Source organism: Serratia sp. 22278, assembly GCF_052045405.1.
GTDB classification, from domain to species: Bacteria; Pseudomonadota; Gammaproteobacteria; order Enterobacterales; family Enterobacteriaceae; genus Serratia; species Serratia marcescens.
Genome location: NZ_JBQEOW010000001.1, coordinates 59,302 through 80,496, shown reverse-complemented (window position 1 = coordinate 80,496; position 21,195 = coordinate 59,302). Strand labels below are relative to the sequence as shown.

At 58.4% G+C, this 21,195-nt stretch carries 23 protein-coding genes; 13 read left to right on the top strand and 10 right to left on the bottom strand.

The features are described from left to right. Nucleotides 1-7: 7 nt before the first annotated feature. On the bottom strand, nt 8-1,600 hold the full coding sequence (locus ACTJJ6_RS00400; protein WP_028127944.1) for an ABC-F family ATPase: 1,593 nt from the start codon (nt 1,598-1,600) through the stop codon (nt 8-10). A 136-nt stretch (nt 1,601-1,736) separates the two neighbouring features. Next, the gene (locus ACTJJ6_RS00395; protein WP_004939015.1) at nt 1,737-1,964 is read right to left on the bottom strand and encodes a tautomerase family protein; all 228 of its coding nucleotides are present in this window, start codon (nt 1,962-1,964) and stop codon (nt 1,737-1,739) included. A 63-nt stretch (nt 1,965-2,027) separates the two neighbouring features. On the opposite strand from ACTJJ6_RS00395, the gene ACTJJ6_RS00390 reads away from it, so the two are divergent. Both ACTJJ6_RS00390 and ACTJJ6_RS00385 read left to right on the top strand, forming a co-directional pair. Further along, nucleotides 2,028-2,495: a winged helix-turn-helix transcriptional regulator gene (locus tag ACTJJ6_RS00390; protein WP_156865363.1), complete on the top strand. Its 468-nt coding sequence runs from the start codon at nt 2,028-2,030 to the stop codon at nt 2,493-2,495. Nucleotides 2,496-2,553: 58 nt separating this feature from the next. Further along, entirely contained in the window at nt 2,554-2,985 is a 432-nt protein-coding gene (locus ACTJJ6_RS00385) for a hypothetical protein (RefSeq protein WP_171453636.1), read from the top strand. On the opposite strand, the gene cynR is transcribed toward ACTJJ6_RS00385, so the two are convergent. Then, on the bottom strand, nt 2,909-3,859 hold the full coding sequence (cynR, locus tag ACTJJ6_RS00380) for a transcriptional regulator CynR (protein WP_342148866.1): 951 nt from the start codon (nt 3,857-3,859) through the stop codon (nt 2,909-2,911). The genes ACTJJ6_RS00385 and cynR overlap by 77 nt on opposite strands. A 114-nt stretch (nt 3,860-3,973) precedes the next feature. On the opposite strand from cynR, the gene ACTJJ6_RS00375 reads away from it, so the two are divergent. The 4 genes from ACTJJ6_RS00375 (at nt 3,974) to ACTJJ6_RS00360 (ending at nt 6,178) form a co-directional block, all read left to right on the top strand. After that, nucleotides 3,974-4,627 (top strand): carbonic anhydrase, encoded by a 654-nt coding sequence (locus ACTJJ6_RS00375; protein ID WP_016928470.1) that lies wholly within the window; start codon nt 3,974-3,976, stop codon nt 4,625-4,627. 20 nt (nt 4,628-4,647) lie between these two features. Further along, entirely contained in the window at nt 4,648-5,118 is a 471-nt protein-coding gene (gene cynS, locus ACTJJ6_RS00370; RefSeq protein ID WP_004939029.1) for a cyanase, read from the top strand. Between the two features lie 233 nt (nt 5,119-5,351). Then, on the top strand, nt 5,352-5,609 hold the full coding sequence (locus ACTJJ6_RS00365; protein ID WP_004939031.1) for a YjhX family toxin: 258 nt from the start codon (nt 5,352-5,354) through the stop codon (nt 5,607-5,609). 62 nt (nt 5,610-5,671) lie between these two features. Beyond that, nucleotides 5,672-6,178 (top strand): GNAT family N-acetyltransferase, encoded by a 507-nt coding sequence (locus ACTJJ6_RS00360; RefSeq protein ID WP_280630761.1) that lies wholly within the window; start codon nt 5,672-5,674, stop codon nt 6,176-6,178. 32 nt (nt 6,179-6,210) lie between these two features. Here the strand turns inward: ACTJJ6_RS00360 and ACTJJ6_RS00355 are convergent, their stop codons facing one another. Both ACTJJ6_RS00355 and ACTJJ6_RS00350 read right to left on the bottom strand, forming a co-directional pair. Then, entirely contained in the window at nt 6,211-6,708 is a 498-nt protein-coding gene (locus ACTJJ6_RS00355) for an AAA family ATPase (protein WP_440801667.1), read from the bottom strand. Nucleotides 6,709-6,876: 168 nt separating this feature from the next. Further along, complete coding sequence (locus ACTJJ6_RS00350; RefSeq protein ID WP_143778760.1) at nt 6,877-7,773, bottom strand: LysR family transcriptional regulator; 897 nt, start codon at nt 7,771-7,773, stop codon at nt 6,877-6,879. A 132-nt stretch (nt 7,774-7,905) separates the two neighbouring features. On the opposite strand from ACTJJ6_RS00350, the gene ACTJJ6_RS00345 reads away from it, so the two are divergent. After that, nucleotides 7,906-8,637 (top strand): isochorismatase family protein, encoded by a 732-nt coding sequence (locus ACTJJ6_RS00345; RefSeq protein WP_049299837.1) that lies wholly within the window; start codon nt 7,906-7,908, stop codon nt 8,635-8,637. Nucleotides 8,638-8,671: 34 nt separating this feature from the next. Here the strand turns inward: ACTJJ6_RS00345 and ACTJJ6_RS00340 are convergent, their stop codons facing one another. Continuing rightward, nucleotides 8,672-9,019: an antibiotic biosynthesis monooxygenase family protein gene (locus tag ACTJJ6_RS00340; protein WP_049299838.1), complete on the bottom strand. Its 348-nt coding sequence runs from the start codon at nt 9,017-9,019 to the stop codon at nt 8,672-8,674. A gap of 162 nt (nt 9,020-9,181) precedes the next feature. Here ACTJJ6_RS00340 and ACTJJ6_RS00335 point away from each other — a divergent pair, with 162 nt between their 5' ends. From ACTJJ6_RS00335 to ACTJJ6_RS00315, 5 genes are all read left to right on the top strand, one after another. Further along, nucleotides 9,182-9,865: an ArsR/SmtB family transcription factor gene (locus ACTJJ6_RS00335; RefSeq protein ID WP_440801664.1), complete on the top strand. Its 684-nt coding sequence runs from the start codon at nt 9,182-9,184 to the stop codon at nt 9,863-9,865. Nucleotides 9,866-9,939: 74 nt separating this feature from the next. Further along, complete coding sequence (locus ACTJJ6_RS00330) at nt 9,940-10,647, top strand: glutathione S-transferase N-terminal domain-containing protein (protein WP_016928477.1); 708 nt, start codon at nt 9,940-9,942, stop codon at nt 10,645-10,647. Between the two features lie 132 nt (nt 10,648-10,779). Next, a complete protein-coding gene (gene phoA, locus ACTJJ6_RS00325) occupies nt 10,780-12,207 on the top strand; it encodes an alkaline phosphatase (protein WP_016928478.1) in 1,428 nt (475 codons plus the stop codon). A gap of 461 nt (nt 12,208-12,668) precedes the next feature. Further along, nucleotides 12,669-14,249 (top strand): malate dehydrogenase (quinone), encoded by a 1,581-nt coding sequence (mqo, locus tag ACTJJ6_RS00320; RefSeq protein ID WP_016928479.1) that lies wholly within the window; start codon nt 12,669-12,671, stop codon nt 14,247-14,249. Nucleotides 14,250-14,454: 205 nt separating this feature from the next. Continuing rightward, nucleotides 14,455-14,913 carry a helix-turn-helix domain-containing protein gene (locus tag ACTJJ6_RS00315; RefSeq protein ID WP_004939075.1) on the top strand — a complete coding sequence of 153 codons (459 nt, stop codon included), beginning with the start codon at nt 14,455-14,457 and terminating at the stop codon, nt 14,911-14,913. Between the two features lie 76 nt (nt 14,914-14,989). Here the strand turns inward: ACTJJ6_RS00315 and ACTJJ6_RS00310 are convergent, their stop codons facing one another. From ACTJJ6_RS00310 to ACTJJ6_RS00295, 4 genes are all read right to left on the bottom strand, one after another. Further along, nucleotides 14,990-16,030 carry a fimbrial protein gene (locus ACTJJ6_RS00310; protein ID WP_016928480.1) on the bottom strand — a complete coding sequence of 347 codons (1,041 nt, stop codon included), beginning with the start codon at nt 16,028-16,030 and terminating at the stop codon, nt 14,990-14,992. A gap of 11 nt (nt 16,031-16,041) precedes the next feature. Next, the gene (locus ACTJJ6_RS00305) at nt 16,042-18,657 is read right to left on the bottom strand and encodes a fimbria/pilus outer membrane usher protein (RefSeq protein WP_028127938.1); all 2,616 of its coding nucleotides are present in this window, start codon (nt 18,655-18,657) and stop codon (nt 16,042-16,044) included. 27 nt (nt 18,658-18,684) lie between these two features. Then, entirely contained in the window at nt 18,685-19,368 is a 684-nt protein-coding gene (locus tag ACTJJ6_RS00300; RefSeq protein ID WP_016928482.1) for a fimbrial biogenesis chaperone, read from the bottom strand. 66 nt (nt 19,369-19,434) lie between these two features. Beyond that, nucleotides 19,435-19,962 (bottom strand): fimbrial protein, encoded by a 528-nt coding sequence (locus ACTJJ6_RS00295; RefSeq protein WP_004939088.1) that lies wholly within the window; start codon nt 19,960-19,962, stop codon nt 19,435-19,437. A 514-nt stretch (nt 19,963-20,476) separates the two neighbouring features. Here ACTJJ6_RS00295 and ACTJJ6_RS00290 point away from each other — a divergent pair. Then, a complete protein-coding gene (locus ACTJJ6_RS00290; protein WP_016928483.1) occupies nt 20,477-21,193 on the top strand; it encodes an EAL domain-containing protein in 717 nt (238 codons plus the stop codon). Nucleotides 21,194-21,195 lie beyond the last annotated feature (2 nt).

Genomic DNA, 21,195 nt, shown 5'->3' with positions numbered 1-21,195 from the left:
GCGAGGGTTATACGATGCCCTGGCTGCGCAGATAGTCTTCGTAGTTGCCGGTAAAGTCGATCACCTTGTTCGGGGTGATTTCCAGAATGCGCGTCGCCAGCGAACTGACGAACTCACGGTCGTGGGAGACGAAGATCAGCGTGCCTTCGTACATCTCCAGCGCCATGTTCAGCGATTCGATGGATTCCATATCCAGGTGGTTGGTCGGTTCGTCCATCACCAGAATATTCGGGCGCTGCATCATCAGCTTGCCGAACAGCATGCGGCCCTTCTCACCACCGGACAGCACCTTCACTTTCTTCTTGATGTCGTCCTGGCTGAACAGCAGACGGCCCAACACGCTGCGCACCGCTTGCTCGTCGTCTTTTTCCTGCTTCCACTGGCTCATCCAGTCGAACACGCTCAGGGTGTCGTCGAACTCGTATTCGTGATCCTGCGCGTAGTAACCGATACGGGCGTTTTCTGACCATTTCACGGTGCCGCTGTCCGGCTGCGCGTCGCCCACCAGCGTTTTCAGCAGGGTGGTTTTACCGATGCCGTTGGCGCCCAGCACCGCGACCTTCTCGCCCACTTCCACCATCAGGTTCAGCTTGCTGAACAGCGGGCCATCATCGAAGCCCTTGGTGAGCGCTTCCACTTCCAGCGCATTACGGAACAGCTTCTTGTCCTGCTCGAAGCGGATGAACGGGTTCTGGCGGCTGGAGGCTTTCACCTCTTCCAGTTGGATCTTGTCGATCTGACGAGCGCGCGAGGTGGCCTGCTTGGATTTGGAGGCGTTGGCGCTGAAGCGGCTGACGAACGATTGCAGCTCATTGATCTGCGCCTTCTTCTTGGCGTTGTCCGCCAGCAGACGCTCACGCGCCTGGGTGGCGGCGGTCATGTATTCGTCGTAGTTGCCCGGATAAACGCGCAGTTCGCCATAGTCCAGATCCGCCATGTGGGTGCAGACCATGTTCAGGAAGTGACGGTCGTGCGAGATGATGATCATGGTGCTGTTGCGCTCGTTGAGCACGTTTTCCAGCCAGCGAATGGTGTCGATGTCCAGGTTGTTGGTCGGTTCGTCGAGCAGCAGGATTTCCGGATCGGAGAACAGCGCCTGCGCCAGCAACACGCGCAGCTTCCAGCCCGGCGCGATTTCGCTCATCGGGCCGTAGTGCTGCTCCACCGGAATACCCACGCCGAGCAACAGTTCGCCGGCGCGCGCTTCGGCGCTGTAGCCGTCCATTTCGCCGTAGGCCACTTCCAGATCGGCCACTTTATAGCCGTCTTCTTCGCTCATCTCCGCCAATGCGTAGATGCGGTCGCGTTCTTCCTTCACCGCCCACAGTTCGGTGTGGCCCATGATCACGGTATCCAGCACGCTGTACTGCTCAAAGGCGAACTGATCCTGACGCAGTTTACCCAGGCGCTCGTTCGGATCGAGGAACACGTTGCCGCCGCTCGGCGCCAGATCGCCGCCGAGGATTTTCATAAAGGTGGACTTGCCGCAGCCGTTGGCGCCGATCAGGCCGTAACGGTTGCCGCCGCCGAATTTGACAGAGATGTTTTCAAACAACGGCTTGCTGCCGAACTGCATGGTGATGTTGTTAGTGCTTAACACAGCGCTCGCTCTTTATACATAGGGAATGTGATTTGGCGCGCATTATGCCACAACGGGGTGCAGAGATCGCGGGAAGTTTCGGTGACATTTTGAGCGCCTGCGGCATCCTATCCTTTTCGCAGGCGGCATAGTTGAATTAACGCGGCGGGAACTTCGCGGCAATCATCGCCGCCGTCGGCTGCACACCGCCCAGGCTCCATTGTTCGGGCGCATGTTCATCGATTCTGACCCAAACCGACTGCCTGAACGCCGGATCGCCTCGCCCTTCTATCTCCACCAACAGATCGGTAATGCGGGACAGCAATTCGCTTTTTTGCCGTTCATCCAGCATGCCTTTCACCGTTTGCACATTAACAAATGGCATTATACTCTCCTTGAATATAGATAAGTCTAAAAACAAGACTTAGACTAGCGAAGGAAAATGCCCATGTCAAAATCTCCCGATCTCCCTACCGTTTCTCTTGCCCTGTGCGGGCTGGCGCAGGCCGCGGACCTGCTTGGCGATCGCTGGACGTTGCTGATCCTGCGCGAATCATTCTACGGCGTTCGCCGTTTTGAAGAGCTGCGCGAGAATATCGGCGCTTCGCGCCAGGCGTTGAGCAACCGTCTGAATGCCATGGTAGAACAAGAACTGTTGGCCAAACGCGCTTACCGGGAGCCGGGCGAGCGTGAGCGACATGAATATGTCTTGACGGACAAGGGACGCAGCCTGGGGCCCATCCTGGTTGCGCTGATGGCATGGGGCCACCGGCATATTCTGCATGACACCCCCCACGTTCAACTGGTGGATAAACACAGCGGGCTGCCGGTGCAGCTGGCATTTATCGATGCGCAGGCCCGCGTGGTGCCTGAAGACGCGCTGCAAATGTCGGCCGTTGAGCTCCCCCGGGCCTGACTTACCCATTCTGGTCTAAGCTTGATACCAGACTGATTTAGGACAAGGATGCTGAACCATGCCACACCTCTATAACACCGCGCTGCTGATCGGCGCTGCGCTGAGCGCCATCGCCGCCCTGCTGCATATTTGGGTGATCGCCGCCGGGCCGCGCGGCTATCGGCTGTGCGGCGCCGGCGATCGCTTCATTAAGGCGGCGGAAGCGGGTAAAAAGTTCCCGGCCGTCGTCACCGCCGGTATCGCGCTGGTGCTGTTTATTTGGGCGCTTTACGCGCTGTCCGGCGCGGGCCTGATCGCGCCGCTGCCGCTGCTGCGGCCCACACTGTTTATCATCACCTTTATCTACCTGCTGCGCGGCGTCGCCGGCCCTTTCGCCCTGCGCGACACCGGCCGCAGCCAACGCTTTATCGTCGTCAGCTCGCTGATTTGCCTCGGCTTCGGGCTGGTGCATCTGCTGGGGATGACGCAGCGCTGGGGGGCGTTGGCGTAACGCCCTGTTGCTGCAAAACGGCGATAAATGCCTGTGCGGCGGCGCTGCGGTAAGCGTCTTTACGCTGCAGCAACACCGCCTGCCGAGCCGGCATGGCGTTGGCCAGCGCCACCTTTTTCAACTGCCGGTTCTCGCGCGCAATCGCGGCCGGCAGCAGCGTGGCGAGCTGCCCGCGCCGCACGATCTCGACAATGGCGCCCAGCGCATTGGCCTCCACCGCCACCTGCGGCCGAAATCCCAGCTGTGTGCAGTAGCGATCGATAAACTGCCGCGTGGCGAAGTCGCCGCTCAGCAAGGCCAGCGGCAGATGTTGCCACTCCGCCAGCGTCAGCGGCCGACGCCGCGCCGCCAGGGGATGATCGGCGCCGACCATCAGTTCCAGCGTCTCACTGAACAACGGCATGGCTTCTACCTCCGCCGACTGCGCCATCTCGAAGGCAATCCCCAGATCCAACCTATCCTGCGCCAGCAGCGCCTCGATCCGCTCCTGCGTCATCTCCTCAATGCTCAGCGTAATCCCCGGATAGCGGCGGTAGAACGCATCGATCGCCGGCCCCACCAGATAGGCGGTGAACGTCGGGGTCATCGCCAGCCGCAAATGGCCGCGCGCCAACGTCGCTACGTCATGGATCGCCCGCGCGCCGGCGTCCAGATCCTGCAGCGCCAGCCGCGCATAGCGCATCCAGGCCTCACCGGCGTCGGTCAGGCGCACGGCTCTGCCGCTGCGATCGAACAACGGCGCTCCCAGCGTATCCTCCAACTGTTTGATCTGTTGGGAGAGCGTCGGTTGCGAGACGTGCAGCGCTTCGGCGGCGCGGGTGAAGTTGCCCTGTTCGGCAACGGCCAGAAAATAACGGATGTGTCGCAGCAGCATAGCGCCCCAGCTATTAGTAAAACCTATAGCCGACATTATAAATGGGTCTTAGACCCTATAGCCAGAAGCGTTCATCATGCCGCCATCGCATAACGACACCCAATGGAGAAACGGATGAAAGAGGTGATTGAAGGCTTCCTGAAGTTCCAGCGCGAAGCCTTTGTTGAACGCACGGCGCTGTTTCAGCGGCTGGCGACCCGCCAAAACCCGCGCACCCTGTTTATCTCGTGTTCCGACAGCCGCCTGGTGCCGGAGCTGGTCACCCAGCGCGAGCCGGGCGATCTGTTTGTGATCCGCAACGCCGGTAACATCGTGCCTTCTTTCGGCCCCGAACCCGGCGGGGTGACCGCCTCGGTCGAGTACGCCGTCGCCGCACTGGGCGTGGAAGATATCGTGATCTGCGGCCACTCCGACTGCGGCGCGATGACCGCCATCGCCACCTGCCAGTGCCTGGATCACCTGCCGACGGTGGCCGGCTGGCTGCGTTACGCCGATTCCGCCAAGGCGGTCAATCAGGCTTATCCGCATGCCTCCGACGAGGCGCGGGTCGCGTCGATGGTGCGCGAGAACGTCATCGCCCAGCTCAACAACATCAAAACGCACCCTTCCGTCGCCCTGGCGCTGGATCAGGGCCGCCTGGCGCTGCACGGCTGGGTCTATGACATCGCCAGCGGCGCTATCGAGGCGCTGGACGGCGAAACCCGCCGCTTCGTGCCGCTCGCTACCCATCCCGAGGTGACCGCCACCCCGGCGATCGCCCGTTTTTAAGCCTACAATAAGGAGCTAACATGACACACTCTCTGCACAACGCCGCCCCGCGCGAAGCGCTCACCGACACCATCATGGCCGCCAAGATCCGCCATAACCTGACGTTCGAAGCGCTGGCCGAGGGCACCGGCCTCAGCCTGGCGTTTGTCACCGCCGCCCTGCTGGGGCAGCACGCGCTGCCGGAACCGGCGGCGCGCACGGTGGCGGCCAAGCTGGGGCTGGACGAAGAGGCGGTGCAGCTGCTGCAAACCATCCCGCTGCGCGGCAGCATTCCCGGCGGCGTGCCGACCGATCCGACCATTTATCGCTTCTATGAAATGCTGCAGGTCTACGGCTCCACGCTGAAAGCGCTGGTGCACGAGCAGTTTGGCGACGGCATCATCAGCGCCATCAACTTCAAGCTGGATATCAAGAAGGTCGCCGATCCGGACGGCGGCGAACGCGCAGTGATCACCCTGGACGGCAAATACCTGCCGACCAAGCCTTTCTGATTGGCCTTGCGCCGGCGGCCCGTGTCGCCGGCAAATTGACAGCCAACCGGCCATTGGCTACATTAACTGCGCTGAAACGCCGCCCTGGCGTTTTTCACTGCCCGAGGCCTGTATGTTGGAGATTGTAACCACCCGATAGTCGCTTCCTTGCCGTATGGCGAGGGACTCTGACGTATCCGACGCGCGTTTGCGCGGGGATGCGCGTATCTGGGGTTATTACAGGATCTCCCAACATGAACATTTCCAAAGCGGAACAACGCGTGCTGCACGTGTTGGCCAAAGGCGGCTATATCGCCTTCACCCGCAACGACGCCGGTCGCGTCACCCACGTCGAATGCTACACCCGCGAAGGGCTCGGCCTGGCCGACTGCTCGCTGGCCGTTTTCACCAAGCTCAAAACCAAACGCCTGATCCTCTCTCGCCAGGGACGCCCTTATCGCGTCACCTTCGCCGGGCTCAAGGCCGTGCGGGCGCAGCTGGATAACCGTTAATCATCGATACCGGCCGGGCAGGCAGCCCGGTCGGCTCAGCCTTATTGAATCAGGATACAACCATGAACATCACGTTACGCCACGAAACGCCGGCCGACGTCGGCACCATCGCCACCCTGACCGCCGCCGCATTCCTGCACGCCGAACACAGCAGCCACACCGAGCAGTTTATCGTCAATGCGCTGCGCGCAGCAGGAGCACTCACCCTGTCGCTGGTCGCCGAACGCAATGGCACACCGATCGGGCACGCGTCCGTCTCACCGGTCGTGCTCAGCAACGGCGCCGTTGGTTGGTACGGGCTGGCGCCGGTATCGGTGCTACCGGCCTGTCAGAACCAGGGGATCGGCAGCCGGCTTATTCGCCGGCTGCTGGCCGAGCTGCAGGAACGCGGCGCCGCAGGCTGCGTGGTGCTGGGCGAGCCGAACTATTACGGCCGTTTCGGCTTCCAGGCGCAAGACGCGCTGACCCTGCCGGGCGTGCCGCAAGACTACTTCCGCGCCATCGCCTTCCAGGGCACGCTGCCGTGCGCGGAAGTCGCATTCCACGCCGCGTTTAACGCCAAAGCGTAACCCTGTTGCCGGCGCCGTCATGGCGCCGGTTTTCAGTCCCGTTCGCCATAACGCAAGATAGTCATCCCTTCCTCTTCCGCCGGGGGAACAAAATACTGCGCCAGGTGCTCAAACTCCGCCTCGCTGAGTGTAAACGGGTGTTCGCCGCGCGCATTTCTCAGCGTTATCCGGTTCAGGCATTGCGCATGGCTGACGTCGAGAAAGTGCAGGCAGTGCGCGACGCCGGCCTCCTCCGCCAAGGCTTTGGCCCAGCGCCGCCTGTCCGGCGTATTCATCGGGAAATCGAGCGCCACGGACCAACCGCCGCGCAGCAGCTGAACAAGGTGCCCGCCCAGCGCCCGCCGCAACCGGTCGGAGCAGCGCGCGTAGTCTTGCAGGCTGGCTATCTCCTGTTCATACAGCGTCGCCAGCCATGCATCTTCGCTCAGCAACAGCGTTTGCGGCTGCTGGGCCAAACGCTGCGCCAACGTCGATTTGCCTGCGCCGGCCTTGCCGCACATCAGGTGTAAAACTGCAGGGTAGGTTTTCATGACGTTCTCCGGTCGTTGCCGGAAGGGGATAAAAAAACCCGCCTGCCGGCGGGTTTTTATTGGCGACACACGCGCTATCCCACCACACGAAGCATGGTGATAATAATTTGCGCGAATGGGCGATAGGATCTTTTCATAACTAAGGAATATGACAACCGTGCGCCGTTGTCAATTCGCCGTCATCAATCCCTGTTCTCGCACAAACTCGGTGAATAAACTCACTTTCTGCTGCAGATGCCGGCGCGTCGGGTAAACCGCGAAAACCTGATGCACGTCGGCAATCTGTTCAGGGAACAGCCGCACCAATCTGCCGGCGGCGATCTCGGGATCCGCCACAAACGACGGCAGCGAACCGATGCCCAGTCCCGCCATCAGCATATCCCGCAGCATCAGGCTGTTGTTGGCGATCAGCCGGGGAGTGAACGTCACGCTCAGGCTCTCCTCGCCGGCGGTGAACTGCCACTGCCCCGGCTTTTCCGCCAGGGAATAGGCCAGACAGCTGTGCCGCGGCAAGTCATTGGGCGTTTGCGGCACGCCGTGCTGCGCCAAATAGCCGGGCGCGGCGCAAATTCGCTGGTGCACGTCACCCAGCGCCCGGGCGCTGAGGGAAGAATCCGGCAGTCGGCGGCGAATGCGCAAGGAAATATCGAAACCGGCCGCCACCACGTCCAATACCCTGTCGTCCAGCGTCAGTTCCACCTGCAGCTGCGGGTAGCGTTGCATAAACGGCGGCAGCAGCGGCGACAGCACCGTCAGGCCGAACGAGAGCGGCGCATTGACCCGCAGCGTGCCGGAGACCTGCTGCGCGCTGGCGGCAACCGTCTGCTCCAGCGCGTCGAACTCGCCAAGCAACCGGCAGGCTTCCTGGTAATAGAGCTGCCCGGCTTCGGTCAGGCTCATGCTGCGGGTGGTGCGCACCAGCAATAGCGTCCCCAACCGATTTTCCAACTGCTTAATCTGCTTGCTCAACGCCGCCGGCGTGATCGCCAGATCCTCCGCCGCCTTATAGAAACTGTTGCGCTCAACCACGCGGCGAAAGGCGCGCATCGTCAGTAGCACGTCCATATTATGTCCTATGGGTTAATTATTAATTCAATAAAACACAGATTATTAACCTCAACAACCTCAGTAGACTTCATTCAACCGCTTCCCTGAGTGGGAAGTGAATTTAATCTACTGATAATCATGGAGTTAATAATGAAAAAGACCCTGTTCGCCCTGATGCTCGGCCTGAGCGCCGCCGTCGCCCCCGTCGCCGCGCTGGCGCAATCCCCCGCCGCCGATAGCCGCCAGGCGGGTTATGTGCAACCGCTGACCGCCGACAACAGCCTGTTGCTGCTGGTCGATCTGCAGGACATGTTCGGCATGACCATTTCCTCTATCGATCAAACCAATCTGGTGAATAACGCCGCCGGCATCGCCAAGGCCGCCAAGGTGTTCAACGTGCCGACCATTCTGGCCTCGGCCAACGCCAAAAGCTTCGCCGGGCCGGTATTCCAGCAGGTGACGCAGGCACGCCCGGACCTGCAGGTGTACGATCGCACCGCCATCAACGTCTGGCAGGATCGGCGCGTGGTCGATCTGATCAAACAATCCGGCCGCAAGAAAATCATCATCGGCGGATTGTGGACCGCCAGCTGCGTGATGCTGCCGGCGCTGTCTGCTCTGGGCGAGGGGTATGAAGTTTATATCCTGTCGGACGTCACCGGCGACATTACGCCAGACAGCCAAAACAACGCCATGCAGCGCCTGATACAGGCGGGCGCCACGCCCATCAACTGGGTGGCGTTGATGCTGGAATGGCAGCAGGACTGGAGCCGCAAAGCCACGGCGGGAGGCGTATTGCAGATCGCCCGCGACCACGGTGCCGCCTGGGGGATGGGCGCCAGCTACGCCGGGGCGATGAAGGTGGGCAGCGAAGCGAAATAACGGACGAAGAAAGCCCGCCGCCGGCGGGCTTTTTTCAGGTGCGGTGATAGCCACGGCTATCCTGCGGCGCCTGGTCGCGGCTCTCCAGCCCGTAGTCCCGCACCACCTCCGCCACCCGCAGCCGGTACTGCGCCAGCACCTCGCCACGGCCGCGCGCCTGCGCCGCCCGGTGCTGTTCGAGATTGCGCCACTGCTGCACCGCCACCTCGTCGCGCCAGAAGGAGAGCGACAACAGGCGCGCGGGATCGGCCAGGCTTTGAAAACGCTCGATGGAAATGAATCCGTCGATCTGCGCCAGCAGCGGCTTCAGCGCCGCCGCCAACTCCAGGTAGGTCTCCCGCTGCCCGTCGGCGGCCTGCAGTTCAAAAATCACGGCGATCATCCTCGTCTCCTCTCAACGGTAAAATTCCGGCACGCGCGCATTGTAAGAATGGCGCCCAACGCCCGCTCATCAATACCCAGCGAACGCAGACACACAGCACCAGAGTGCGATAACCACAGGTTAGCGATGGACGAGCAGTCATACTTCGTCTAATCTCGAAGTATGCATAACATCGAGATAGAAGATCGTTTAGCGGCGCTGAGCGCCGCCATCGCCGACCGCACCCGGGCGCGCATGCTGTGCCTGTTGATGGACGGGCGCGCCTACACCGCCACCGAGCTCAGCGCGGCGGTCGAGGTCGCCCCGTCTACCGCCAGCGCACACCTGGCGAAACTGCTGGAGCAGCGGCTGATTGCCTGCGTCAAACAGGGGCGCTACCGCTATTTCCGGCTGGCCGGGCAACCGGTGGCCGCAGCGCTGGAAGGCCTGATGGCGCTGGCGGGCGTGCCGCGCCCGTCGATGAAGAGCAGCACGCCTACCTCGCTGCAGTATGCTCGCACCTGCTACGACCATATGGCGGGCGAGGTGGCGGTGAAGCTGCACGATCGGCTGCATGCGCTGAACTGGCTGACCGGCGAAGAAGACTACCGGTTAAGCGACGCCGGTCAGGCCGCGCTGACGCGGCTGGGCGTCGATTGCTCGCCCGCCCCCACCCGCCGCCGCTTCGCCTGCGGGTGCCTGGACTGGAGCGAACGCCGATCTCACCTCGGCGGCGCGCTGGGCGCAGCGCTGTTGGCCGTCTTTATCCAACGCGGCTGGATCCTTCGCCGGCTCGACAGCCGTGAGCTGCAGCTGACCCCCGCCGGTAAAAAAGCGCTGGCCGCACATTTTGACCTCACGGTGTAACCCGGCGACAGGGTAGTTTTACTGCAATACTCTAGGGGTACGCTTAAGCGACCCCGCCAACCCGAGGAGTTTCCATGCTCGATTCCACCCAATTCCCGATCGTCAAACGCTGGCCGGCTCAACATCCGGAACGGCTGCAGCTCTACTCTCTGCCGACACCGAACGGCGTCAAAGTATCCATCATGCTGGAAGAGATCGGCCTGCCTTATGAAGCGCACCTGATCGACATCGGCAACAACGAGACCTGGACGCCGGAATTCCTGGCGCTGAACCCGAACGGCAAGATCCCGGCGATCATCGATCCCGACGGCCCCGGCGGCCGGCCGCTGCCGCTGTTCGAATCCGGCGCCATTCTGCTCTACCTGGCGGAAAAGAGCGGCCGTTTCCTGCCGCAGGATCCGGCGCAGCGTTACGAAACCATTCAGTGGGTGTTCTTCCAGATGGCCGCCGTCGGCCCGATGTTCGGCCAGCTCGGTTTCTTCCATAAATTCGCCGGGCGCGAATATGAAGACAAGCGGCCGCTGGAGCGCTACAAAAACGAATCGAAACGCCTGCTCGGCGTGCTGGAAACGCGCCTGGAGGGCCGCGACTGGATCATGGGCGCGGAGTACACCATCGCCGATATCTCGCTGCTGGGCTGGGTGCGCAACCTGATCGGCTTCTATGAGGCGCGCGAACTGGTGGCGTTCGACAGTTTCCCCCGCGTCGCACAGTGGTTGGAGCGCGGTCTGGCGCGGCCGGCGGTGCAGCGCGGGCTGGCTATTCCGGCGCGCACGGCCTGAGACGCCAAACGGGGTGGCCGCCGGGCCATCCCGCCTTTCGCTGTCATAAAATTGTCATCCCTCTGCTCTACTCTCCTTACGTAACAATTTGATGTTATTTATATTGTTGTATTACGACAAGGAGCTTACCCCATGCAACCTGCTGTATCCCTGCTCGCCGGCGCCGTGCTGTCCGCCCTGCTCTGTTCCTCCGCCATCGCGGCGGAAACCTCGGCCAATACCGATGGCCTGACCGAGCGCGCCGCGCGCGGCAACCTCGCCGAACCGGGCGGCGCCCGTCGTCTGGCCGGCGATCAGACCGCCGCGCTGAAGGCGTCGCTGTCGGACAAAACGGCGAAAAACGTGATACTGCTGATCGGCGACGGCATGGGGGATTCCGAGATCACCGCCGCGCGCAACTACGCTGAAGGCGCAGGCGGTTACTTCAAGGGCATCGACGCCCTGCCGCTGACCGGGCAATACACCCACTACTCGCTGGACAAGAAAACCCACAAGCCGGATTACGTGACCGATTCCGCCGCCTCCGCCACCGCCTGGACCACCGGGGTGAAAACCTATAACGGCGCGCTCGGCGTGGACGTGAACGGCAAAGATCAGCCGACGCTGCTGGAGATCGCCAAGGCGGCCGGCAAGGCCACCGGCAACGTCTCCACCGCCGAGTTGCAAGACGCTACGCCAGCGGCGCTGGTGTCGCACGTCACCTCGCGCAAATGCTACGGCCCGGAGGAAACCAGCGAGAAATGCGCCGCTAACGCGCTGGAAAACGGCGGCCGCGGCTCCATTACCGAGCAGTTGCTGAAGACCCGCGCCGACGTCACGCTGGGCGGCGGCGCGAAGTCCTTCAACCAGCTGGCGAAAAGCGGCGAATGGCAAGGAAAATCGCTGAAAGATCAGGCGGCGGCGCAGGGTTACCAATGGGTGAGCAACGCGGATGAGCTGCAGGCCGTTACGTTGGCCAACCAGCAAAAACCGCTGCTGGGTCTGTTCGCCGACGGCAACATGCCGGTGCGCTGGTTGGGGCCGAAAGCCAGCTATCACGGCAACCTCGACAAGCCGGCGGTAACCTGCGAAAACAACCCGGCGCGCACCGCGGCCACGCCAACGCTGGCGGCGATGACCGAAAAAGCGATCGCGCTGTTGAAAGATAACCCGAACGGCTTCTTCCTGCAGGTCGAGGGCGCGTCGATCGATAAGCAGGATCACGCCGCCAACCCGTGCGGGCAGATTGGTGAAACCGTCGATCTGGACGAAGCGGTGCAAAAAGCGCTGGCCTTCGCCCGCGCCGACGGCAACACGCTGGTGATCGTCACCGCCGACCATGCGCACTCCAGCCAGATCGTCGCCGCCGGCGCCAAAGCGCCGGGCCTGACCCAACTGCTGACCACCAAAGACGGCGCGCCGATGACCCTCAGCTACGGCAACTCGGAAGAAGAATCGCAGGGGCACACCGGCACCCAATTGCGCGTCGCGGCCTACGGTCCGCACGCCGCCAACGTGGTGGGATTGACCGATCAGACCGATCTATTCTTCACCATGCGCGATGCGATGGGCATCCAGTAACCGCCTTCCGCACGATGGCCGCCCGCAACGGCGGCCATTTATTATTGGTTACCGATAGGTATTTGCAATTTAACCGCAATTATTGTGTGATAACGAAATAACGTTTAATTGCGCGTCAATTAACCCCCTAAAATAACGCGGTTATACGGCCTCTCCCCCCTCTTTGTTTATTACTGCGACAGCAACCGGCCTATTTTTGCTTATATTCATTTTTTTTAGTTACAAAAGTAGTTTTTAACATTCTCGCAAACAATAATACCCCGCCAGTAACGTGAACCGATCAATTTGCATCCGGACGGCCTGCAATAGTTCACTTTTCGTTAAATACCCTATTAACAAAAAGGCATTATCGCTGCCTATCGGCTCACGCCGGGCGGTCGGCTTCATTATTTTCCAGGGTAACTCCCGCTAAATTCTTTCACCTGCAATGAGTAGAATTTACACACAAGAGATTTAATTCAATGAGAAAATTACTCGTCCTGATTTTCAGTCTCAGCCTGTTTGGCGTTACGCAGCAGGCGGCGGCTGAAGAGAAGAATAAAACCGTCGACGTGGTGTTGATCGGCGGCGGCATCATGAGCGCCACCTTGGGTACCTATCTGCATGAGCTGGAGCCGACCTGGACCATCGACATGTATGAGCGCATGAACGGCGTGGCGGAAGAGAGCTCCAACGGCTGGAACAACGCCGGTACCGGCCACTCCGCCTTCAGCGAAATGAACTACACGCCGGAAAAAGCCGATGGCACCATCGACATCAGCAAGGCGGTGAAGGTCAACGAGTCTTTCGAAATCTCCCGTCAGTTCTGGTCTTATCAGGTGAAAAACAATGTCCTGAAAGATCCGAAATCCTTTATTAACAGCGTGCCGCACATGAGCTTCGTGTGGGGCGACGACAACGTCAACTTCCTGCGTAAACGCTACGCGGCGCTGCAGCACAGCACCCTGTTCCGCGGCATGGAATATTCCGAAGACCCTGCGCAAATCAAACAGTGGGCGCCACTGGTGATGAACGGCCGCGATCCGGCGCAGAAAATCGCCGCGACCCGCATGCCGCTGGGTACCGACGTTAACTTCGGCGTGATCACCCACCAGCTGGTTGACGCGCTAAGCGCCAGCGACAAGTTCAAGCTGAACCTGAGCCACGAAGTGCGCGACATCAAACGCAACGCCGATCAGACCTGGAGCGTGACCGTTGCCGATCTGAACCGCGACGGCAAAGAAACCACCGTTAACGCCAAGTTCGTGTTCATCGGCGCAGGCGGCGCGTCCCTGACCCTGCTGCAGAAATCCGGCATCCCTGAAGCCGACGGCTACGGCGGCTTCCCTGTCGGCGGCCAGTTCCTGGTCACCACCAACCCGGCGATCGCCAACCAGCACCTGGCCAAAGTGTATGGCCTGGCCAGCGTAGGTTCGCCGCCGATGTCCGTGCCGCACCTGGATACCCGCATGCTGGACGGCAAGCGCGTGCTGCTGTTCGGGCCGTTCGCCACCTTCTCCAGCAAGTTCCTGAAGAACGGTTCGCTGTTCGATCTGATGCACTCGCTGAGCACCTCGAACCTGATGCCGATGACCCACGTCGGTCTGGATAACTTCGATCTGGTGAAATACCTGGTCGGCCAGCTGATGATGAACGACGACGATCGCTTCGCCGCGCTGAAAGAGTACTTCCCGGACGCCAAGCAGGCAGACTGGAAGCTGTGGACCGCAGGCCAGCGCGTGCAGATCATCAAGAAAGACGCGGATAAAGGCGGCGTGCTGCAGTTCGGCACCGAAGTCGTCAGCTCTGAAGACGGCAGCATCGCCGCTCTGCTGGGCGCTTCGCCGGGCGCTTCCACCGCTGCGCCAATCATGCTGCACCTGATGGAAACCGTGTTCAAAGACAAAGTGGCGACGCCGGAATGGCAGAGCAAGCTGAAAGAGATCATCCCGTCCTACGGCCACAAGCTGAACGGCGATATCGAGATGACCAACAAGATCCGCGGTTACACCAGCAGCGTACTGGGTCTGAACTACATTGAAGTGAAACCGGAAACTAACTGATTTTCCGTCACTTCCTACTGAAAAGGCCGCTTTATGCGGCCTTTCTTTTATCTCCCTGCCATTCAAAGAGCATTTTTGGCCACCTTTTTACCCCCGGTTTACCCTTGCGTAACGGCGCACTCACGCCTATTATCAAAGAATATACTTGGATAATTAAGCTAAGTCACTGTGACCTGAATGTCGTTTTTGCGGGAGAACTAAAACCATGGATCGCGTCAATATCATTCACGATTTACTAGACTGGATTGAAACTCATCTGGATCAGCCGCTGCTGCTGGATAACGTCGCCGCCAAGTCGGGCTACTCCAAATGGCACCTGCAGCGCATGTTCCGCAGCACCACCGGCCACGCGCTCGGCAGCTATATCCGCGAGCGGCGCCTGTCACAGGCGGCGCAGGCGCTGCGCTCCACCCCACGCCCGATCCTGGATATCGCCCTGCAATACCATTTCGACTCTCAGCCTTCGTTCTCGCGCGCCTTCAAGAAACAGTTCGGCAAAACCCCAGCAGTGTATCGCCGCACCACCCGCTGGGACGTCGCAGAATGGCCGGCGCAGCCGATAGAAATGCAGGCCGAACCGCGCCATGATGCCCCTACGCTGCCCCGTTGGTACGCCGGCAAACCGCCGGAAGGCGTTTGCACCAGCTGGATGGGGCTGCGTTAATCAGCGCGGTATAAGGCACAAAAAAGGGTTCAGTTCGCGAGAACTGAACCCTTTCTTTTATTGACCAGGCACCGAATTATTTGAAGGTGACGTCAATATTCGCCGATGCGCTGAACGGCCCCACTTTCGGGTTGGTGCTCAACCATTTCAGGCTGGCCATAAAGTTCTTTTCAACGATGGTGCCGTTGACCAGGCCCAGATCGACCGGGCTGTTCATCATGATCGGCGTATTTGGCGTCGCCGCCTGCGAGATCAAAATACCGAAGCCGCTGTCGCTGGTCGGCAGGATCACGCTGTTATCCTGCAGCGGATAAGTGCTGCTGAAGCTGGCCTGCAGCGTCTCCCCCTGGCAGTCCTGTCCGGTCGTCGGATCGGACATATTGGCGGCCACCGAGAACGGCACCTGCTTCTCGATTTTGCCCACCACCGCATTCTGACGCGGGATAGTGCCGAAGTTCACCGTCGAACCGTTGTTGGCCACCACGGTGATTTTCGGGTTGCAGGAAATAAACTGAATGTTGCCCAGCCCGGAAATGTAGGCGTTAAAGTTGCTGTTCGGCGTGCCGTTCAAGCCGCCGACGCCATCAACCTGGAACACCGAGTACGAGTTGTTGTCGTTGATCTTGCCGCCGGCCGGCGGCGCCTTGCCGGTTGCTTTAATATAGATGGCGTAAGACACGGTTACCGTCAGCGATCTGGCCGGAGACAAACAACGGCTGCCCGAACGGCGGCATTCCGTGCCGGGACCGACGTCCTGACGTGCGCCTTTAGTCGGTTTGACATCGATCCCCTGATAAGTGACACCCACTTCGATCGAATTATGGATCTGACTCATCCGGGACTGAGGATCCCAGTACAGGTAGGCATTTTCCCCTTTCGGGTTGTTCCAGTCATCCGTACATTGGAAGGTCGAGGTAAAGGTCTGCGAACGCCACAGCAACGCGCCCGGCGCGGTATTGGCGGTCGACACCTTGATGGCTTTATCCAGCACGATATCCTGGCGAATGCTGCCGTTCTGCTTACACGACAGCGCATAGCTGCTCTGCGAAAACGCGCCCAGCGTGACCAGCAGCCCAGCCGCCAACCCGAGATTCTTGTGCTTTAACAAAGAAGACATATCCTTTCCTTTTACGGTTTTCCGCAGGTCAGCGAAAGTTCCTGATAACCCATCAGCTGTTCGGTCGCCGCTTTCAATTCCGGCACCACCAGTGAGCAGCTTTCGCCCGCGTCGTTGCCCCATTTCACCAGCAGGCGATCCCCTGCGGAAGCCCCTGAAATATAAATATCGCCGTTGGTACCGACAGTACCGTTGTTCTTGCCGTCCGCACTGAAGACGTTGGCGCCAATCGGCGGTACGCTGCCGTCGGCCATCTTGCTGTGTACCAACAGGCTTTGGCCCGTGTGCGTTTCAAACTTCACGCGGGTGATTGCGCCGTAAGTCGGCACCACGTCTCTCGCCGCCATCGGGATATCCAGGCCGTTGCCGATATCTTCGGTGCGCAGCGCCACGCGGTTATGGCGGTATGGCGACGCAGAGGTCATCACCGCGTAACCGAAGCGGTCGATGGCGACACCCGGTTGGTTTTCGATACGAACGCCCTTGGCGTCTTTGGCTTCCACCAGCACAAACGTATTCTGCAGCGGCTGGGTCAACGTCACGCCGCCGGAGTGTGCGACGATGCCGCCCGCCACGCCCAACGAAGACTGCTGATAATCTTTGCTGTAGCTATAACCGGCATTGATGGTCCCCATGCTGCCCTGATAACCGACGTTGGCCGAGCTGGTTTGGCCCGAATAACGATCATGACCGCTTTGCACCGCATAGTTCAAGCGGTTGTCATCCAGCGCGGTGCCGCTCAGGCCGGCGCTGTAGGTATTGCCGCTCTGCTTGCTGTGGCCGGCGTTGAAGCTGGCGGTCATGTCCGACGAATCCTTGCTGAAGAAGCTGAACGGAATCGATACGGTCAGGTTGACGCTGCGGTCTTTATAGCCGTAGTTGCTGCGGCTGTCCTGATAGAAGACGCCATAGCTGATATTTTTATAGCTGCTGTTGAAACCGGTTTGTACGGTGCGGTCTTCGCCGGATCCGCCCCAGTAAGACTGGTTGCTGACGTTGGCGTACAGCGTCGAATTACCGGCGATGCGCTGGTTGACAGACAGCTCAACACGTTGGCGTTTGTTGTTGAAACGGCTGGTGTAATAGCTGCGACGGCGAGATTCCGCCCAGTCCGGCACGCCCAGGTTGCGATCGTTTTGATCGTAGTAATCGTTACGGTAATAACCGTTCTCATAGCGTTCGCGCTCGGCAACCGCATCGGAGAAATCATAATAGCCGGAGGTCGAGTAACGGTAACCGGCAATGCGGAATTCCGTCCCCCAATCGTTGAGCGACTTGGAATACAGGAAACGGAAACTCTCCCCCTGCTTGTCATCGCCGTTCACCAGGTTGGTGTCGGAATAGGACATATCAAAAGAGACAGCCCCCCAGTTCCCCAGGTTTTTACCGAGGCCCACGACCGCTGAACGGTAGTTTTCCGCCACCAGCACGCCACCGTAAGGCGTGATGTCATACGCCATACCGTGCGACAAGGTGCCTTGGACAAACTTGGGCTGATAGCGGCTGGTGCCGTCGTGGTATTTACCGGCGGTCAGCTGATAGTTCCAAATCCCTTCGCGCAGCATGTTCGGCACCGAGGAGAACGGCACGACGAAAGAGGTTCTCGAACCGTTGGCTTCGATAACCGTCACGTCCAGGTTACCGCTCAGGGTGCTTGGGAAAATGTCCGTCAGCGCAAACGGCCCTGGCGGCACGTTGGTGCTGTAAATGGTATAGCCGTTCTGACGCACTTCAACGCGCGCGTTGGTCGTCGCCACACCGCGCACCACCGGCGCATAGCCGCGCTGGCTTTCCGGCAGCATGTCGTCGGCGCTGGACATCTGCACACCGCGGAACTGAATGCTGTCGAAAACATTGTTATTAGTGTTGGTCTGGCCGATCACCAGACGGCTGCGCAGAGAAACGATGTCCGTTTCCGCCCAGCTGGAAATGTTCTTCCAATGCGTACCGGCGCCCGACTGTTGGTTCAACGTCGAGTTGTTGCGCAGGCGCCAATCGCCAATATTGAGGCCATTATTAAGGCTCAGGAAGTAATAGTCGGAAGTCTTGTCGTTCTGGTTGTTGCCGTAGCGGTTATGAGTGCCGCTAAAGTTATAGTTAACAAAGCCGGCATTGATGCCGCGATCGTAAACTTTCGGCGAAATGGCGCCTTGCGGGCGCGGGATCAGAAACACCTGCGGCACTTCCAGATCCATACGCTGTACGGCGGCGTCATAGCTCAGCTTGGCGCCGGAGATCTGTTGTGGCAATGCGTAGCATTGCGCGGCACCGGCGGTGGTCAGATCGCCGGGCAGCTTTACGCCGTAATCCTGGTAGTCCACCGCCGTCAGGCACGGCGCTACCGGAGAGTCTTTGGATTCTTTCTTGAACTCGATTTCGCGGTGATCGATACGCTGCCCGTTGAGATAGATATCAAACGGATATTTACCCGGCAGAATATCATCCCCGCTGGCCAACGACGCCACCTGGGCGATATTGTCATCGCCATGGATGAAGGAGGTGTTGAACTGCTCCTCCGCCATGGCCATCTGTGAGAATGAAAAAGGCACAGCAGAAAAATAAATTACACCATTAATCAGCTTCACCAAACGTTTTGGCGCGAGGGTTGTTATTCTTTTGTGTGCCATTTCTTTCATTCCTTGAAGTGCTTCAAATCAATTCAGTGCGACGTTTTTAATCTCGGTGTGACCGCCATAGTCGTTGATATAGGTAAACGACATAGTGTTGGCTGATTGCGCCCCCTGAGGCAGGGAGATGCGCAGGCTGTCGTGTGGCTTGACCATGTCGGCGTTCACTTTCCAGCTCTTGCCGCCGCTCTTCAGGTTCAGCACGCCCAGCGTGACGAACAGCGGGCCATCGTTAGTCACGACTAAATTGCCGCCCTGGCGCTTCCACTTCAGCGCTTCCGCCTGCTGTTGCAGGTTGGTTTTCAACGAATCCGGGCGATAGAACAGTTTGATACGGGTACGGATCGCCACCTGCAGCACGTTATCTTGCTTAGGCGTTGGCGGAATTTCCTGTACGTTGACCCAGAGCAGAGATTCTCTGTCCTGCGGCAAACCGCTGCCGGAATAGATAAAACGCAAAATGGCGTCTTTCTTGGCAGCCAGCTTCAAAATGGGTGGCGTCACCACGATCGGCAAATTCTTAGGCATCTGGCTTGCATCGCCAGTATCCAGCCAGGTTTGCACCATGTAGGTATCGTCGCTGTCATTGCTGATTGAGAGCGATGCGGATTTACTTGCACTGTTATAGATGACACGCGTCGCATCAACCTGAATGCCGGCAAAGGCATTAACAGAGAATGCGAATAAAATACCAGTCAGAATTTTTTTCATCGGAATGTCTCAACTCTCAAAATTTAGCCATCCTTGGCCAATAACTCTATCTATCCTGCCAGCGAATTATTTGTATTCGATGGTGAAGGTAGCGTTAGAGTTTGCCTGACCGGCAGTTACCAGATCCTGGAAGGATTTGTAACGAGCGCGCAGGTTGAAAGTCGCAGCGCCTGGGTTATCGCCATCAGCAGCAACGGTTACGGTAGCTGGGGTAGCCACTTCCTGAGAGATTGGCAGAGTAGAACCGTTGTTATCCAGAATTTCAACGCCAACGCCAGTCGCGCCGCCAGTTACAGCCAACAGCTCTGGGTGGCCGGCTGGGGTGTTACCGTCGAAACGCAGGGTGTAGTTACCCGCTTCACATTTCTCCAGGCTGATATCGAAAGCTTTAGCACCGCTGGTAGAACCGGCAGTTGGGAAAGCGGTGGTAGGATATTTACCCAGGTAAACTTCTTTATTCTGGTCTTTATCAACAACTTTACAGGTGGACTGTACAATTTCACCGGTGAATTTAACGTTGCCGTTTGCTGCCATTGCGTTGGAAGCAGTTGCAGACAATACCAGGGCAGCCAAAGGCAATAATACTTTTTTCATTTCCAGCTCCATAGAACAATAAAATAATCGATTCAGTGGCGGGCTTATATATATATTGCCGCCACTGAGCATACACTCAGCGATAGCACTCCCTTGCTGAAAAGGAGCGTTGCCTCGATGAACTCATTGCCGGACGAAATATAGACTAAGCATATTCTTAATGTTAAATCGTTTAAAACATTCATAAGCCCCCTCTTGATAGGAATAAACTATCGGCGGATACCTATCGATCGATGTTGACGATTCATATGAATAGGAATAATCTGTGTTTGGGAAAGCTGCAGAGTTCAAGATTTTGCGTTAAGGCCTGAAAATCAGAATATTATCCCGAATATTTACATTTAGTAACAGATTGCGACGTTTGGACTTTGGCACGAATTACGCGTTTAATGGTCTGTCGACACGTTTCGGCCATCCTGACGCTTTAAATAAGAAATTTACCAATAAACCTGGAGTAACTTTCTTTTTAACCATTAAAAATCAACAAGTTAAATATCAATCCAAGGATTGGGAAATGAGCGGTTCTTTCAGAGAGAAAAATAACGGCATTAATTATGTTTTTCAGCCAATGTTCGCGAAATCGGGACAATTGCTGGCCGTTGAATGTCTGTCTCGCTTTACGTTTAATAGCGAATACGCCCATTTTTCTCCTGAACAGTTCTTTCGTCACGCCGACAGCGCAACCCGGATTGAGATTTTGATGGATCAGATCAATCTGATCGATAAATACAAACACTGGTTTCATGAAAACCAAGTGATAGCCACTTTGAATGTTGACGATTATTCCCTGCAATCGCTGGCGAATACTCACTTTGCCGAAAGAATTAATGCCCTGCGCTGTATTCATTTTGAGATCAGCGAGAATTCAACCCGGCTGGTGAAAGATCGCGTGCACGGCGATCCGTCATTGAATAGTTATTCATTTTGGCTCGATGATTTTGGTTCTGGCTATGCGGGTTTTTCCGCGTTGTACAACAGCCAGTTCCGCTTCGTTAAGCTCGACCGTTTTTTGCTTTGGGACTTTATGAAAAAGTCCGGCGGCGAGGGCTTGATGCGCGCGTTACTGCGCTTCTTTTACCTTAATCATTACAAGGTAATTATCGAAGGAGTTGAAACTCCCGAACACAAGAAATGGCTGGATGAAATGCCATATTACGCACTGCAGGGAAAGCTGTGGAAGGAATCCAGCATCAAGGATTTGAACTCGCTTCTTACAGCTGAATACTTTTAACT

What these genes read in the sequence shown, in the direction of transcription:
- ACTJJ6_RS00345 (WP_049299837.1), top strand. Translation starts at nt 7,906, where the DNA reads ATGAAAAAGACCCTGTTCGCCCTGATGCTCGGCCTGAGCGCCGCCGTC.
- ACTJJ6_RS00290 (WP_016928483.1), top strand. Translation starts at nt 20,477, where the DNA reads ATGAGCGGTTCTTTCAGAGAGAAAAATAACGGCATTAATTATGTTTTT.
- ACTJJ6_RS00360 (WP_280630761.1), top strand. Translation starts at nt 5,672, where the DNA reads ATGAACATCACGTTACGCCACGAAACGCCGGCCGACGTCGGCACCATC.
- ACTJJ6_RS00335 (WP_440801664.1), top strand. Translation starts at nt 9,182, where the DNA reads ATGCATAACATCGAGATAGAAGATCGTTTAGCGGCGCTGAGCGCCGCC.
- ACTJJ6_RS00305 (WP_028127938.1), bottom strand. Translation starts at nt 18,657, where the DNA reads ATGGCACACAAAAGAATAACAACCCTCGCGCCAAAACGTTTGGTGAAG.
- ACTJJ6_RS00350 (WP_143778760.1), bottom strand. Translation starts at nt 7,773, where the DNA reads ATGGACGTGCTACTGACGATGCGCGCCTTTCGCCGCGTGGTTGAGCGC.
- cynR (WP_342148866.1), bottom strand. Translation starts at nt 3,859, where the DNA reads ATGCTGCTGCGACACATCCGTTATTTTCTGGCCGTTGCCGAACAGGGC.
- ACTJJ6_RS00310 (WP_016928480.1), bottom strand. Translation starts at nt 16,030, where the DNA reads ATGTCTTCTTTGTTAAAGCACAAGAATCTCGGGTTGGCGGCTGGGCTG.
- ACTJJ6_RS00375 (WP_016928470.1), top strand. Translation starts at nt 3,974, where the DNA reads ATGAAAGAGGTGATTGAAGGCTTCCTGAAGTTCCAGCGCGAAGCCTTT.
- ACTJJ6_RS00395 (WP_004939015.1), bottom strand. Translation starts at nt 1,964, where the DNA reads ATGCCATTTGTTAATGTGCAAACGGTGAAAGGCATGCTGGATGAACGG.
- ACTJJ6_RS00340 (WP_049299838.1), bottom strand. Translation starts at nt 9,019, where the DNA reads ATGATCGCCGTGATTTTTGAACTGCAGGCCGCCGACGGGCAGCGGGAG.
- mqo (WP_016928479.1), top strand. Translation starts at nt 12,669, where the DNA reads ATGAGAAAATTACTCGTCCTGATTTTCAGTCTCAGCCTGTTTGGCGTT.
- ACTJJ6_RS00295 (WP_004939088.1), bottom strand. Translation starts at nt 19,962, where the DNA reads ATGAAAAAAGTATTATTGCCTTTGGCTGCCCTGGTATTGTCTGCAACT.
- cynS (WP_004939029.1), top strand. Translation starts at nt 4,648, where the DNA reads ATGACACACTCTCTGCACAACGCCGCCCCGCGCGAAGCGCTCACCGAC.
- ACTJJ6_RS00390 (WP_156865363.1), top strand. Translation starts at nt 2,028, where the DNA reads ATGTCAAAATCTCCCGATCTCCCTACCGTTTCTCTTGCCCTGTGCGGG.
- phoA (WP_016928478.1), top strand. Translation starts at nt 10,780, where the DNA reads ATGCAACCTGCTGTATCCCTGCTCGCCGGCGCCGTGCTGTCCGCCCTG.
- ACTJJ6_RS00330 (WP_016928477.1), top strand. Translation starts at nt 9,940, where the DNA reads ATGCTCGATTCCACCCAATTCCCGATCGTCAAACGCTGGCCGGCTCAA.
- ACTJJ6_RS00365 (WP_004939031.1), top strand. Translation starts at nt 5,352, where the DNA reads ATGAACATTTCCAAAGCGGAACAACGCGTGCTGCACGTGTTGGCCAAA.
- ACTJJ6_RS00300 (WP_016928482.1), bottom strand. Translation starts at nt 19,368, where the DNA reads ATGAAAAAAATTCTGACTGGTATTTTATTCGCATTCTCTGTTAATGCC.
- ACTJJ6_RS00355 (WP_440801667.1), bottom strand. Translation starts at nt 6,708, where the DNA reads ATGAAAACCTACCCTGCAGTTTTACACCTGATGTGCGGCAAGGCCGGC.
- ACTJJ6_RS00315 (WP_004939075.1), top strand. Translation starts at nt 14,455, where the DNA reads ATGGATCGCGTCAATATCATTCACGATTTACTAGACTGGATTGAAACT.
- ACTJJ6_RS00385 (WP_171453636.1), top strand. Translation starts at nt 2,554, where the DNA reads ATGCCACACCTCTATAACACCGCGCTGCTGATCGGCGCTGCGCTGAGC.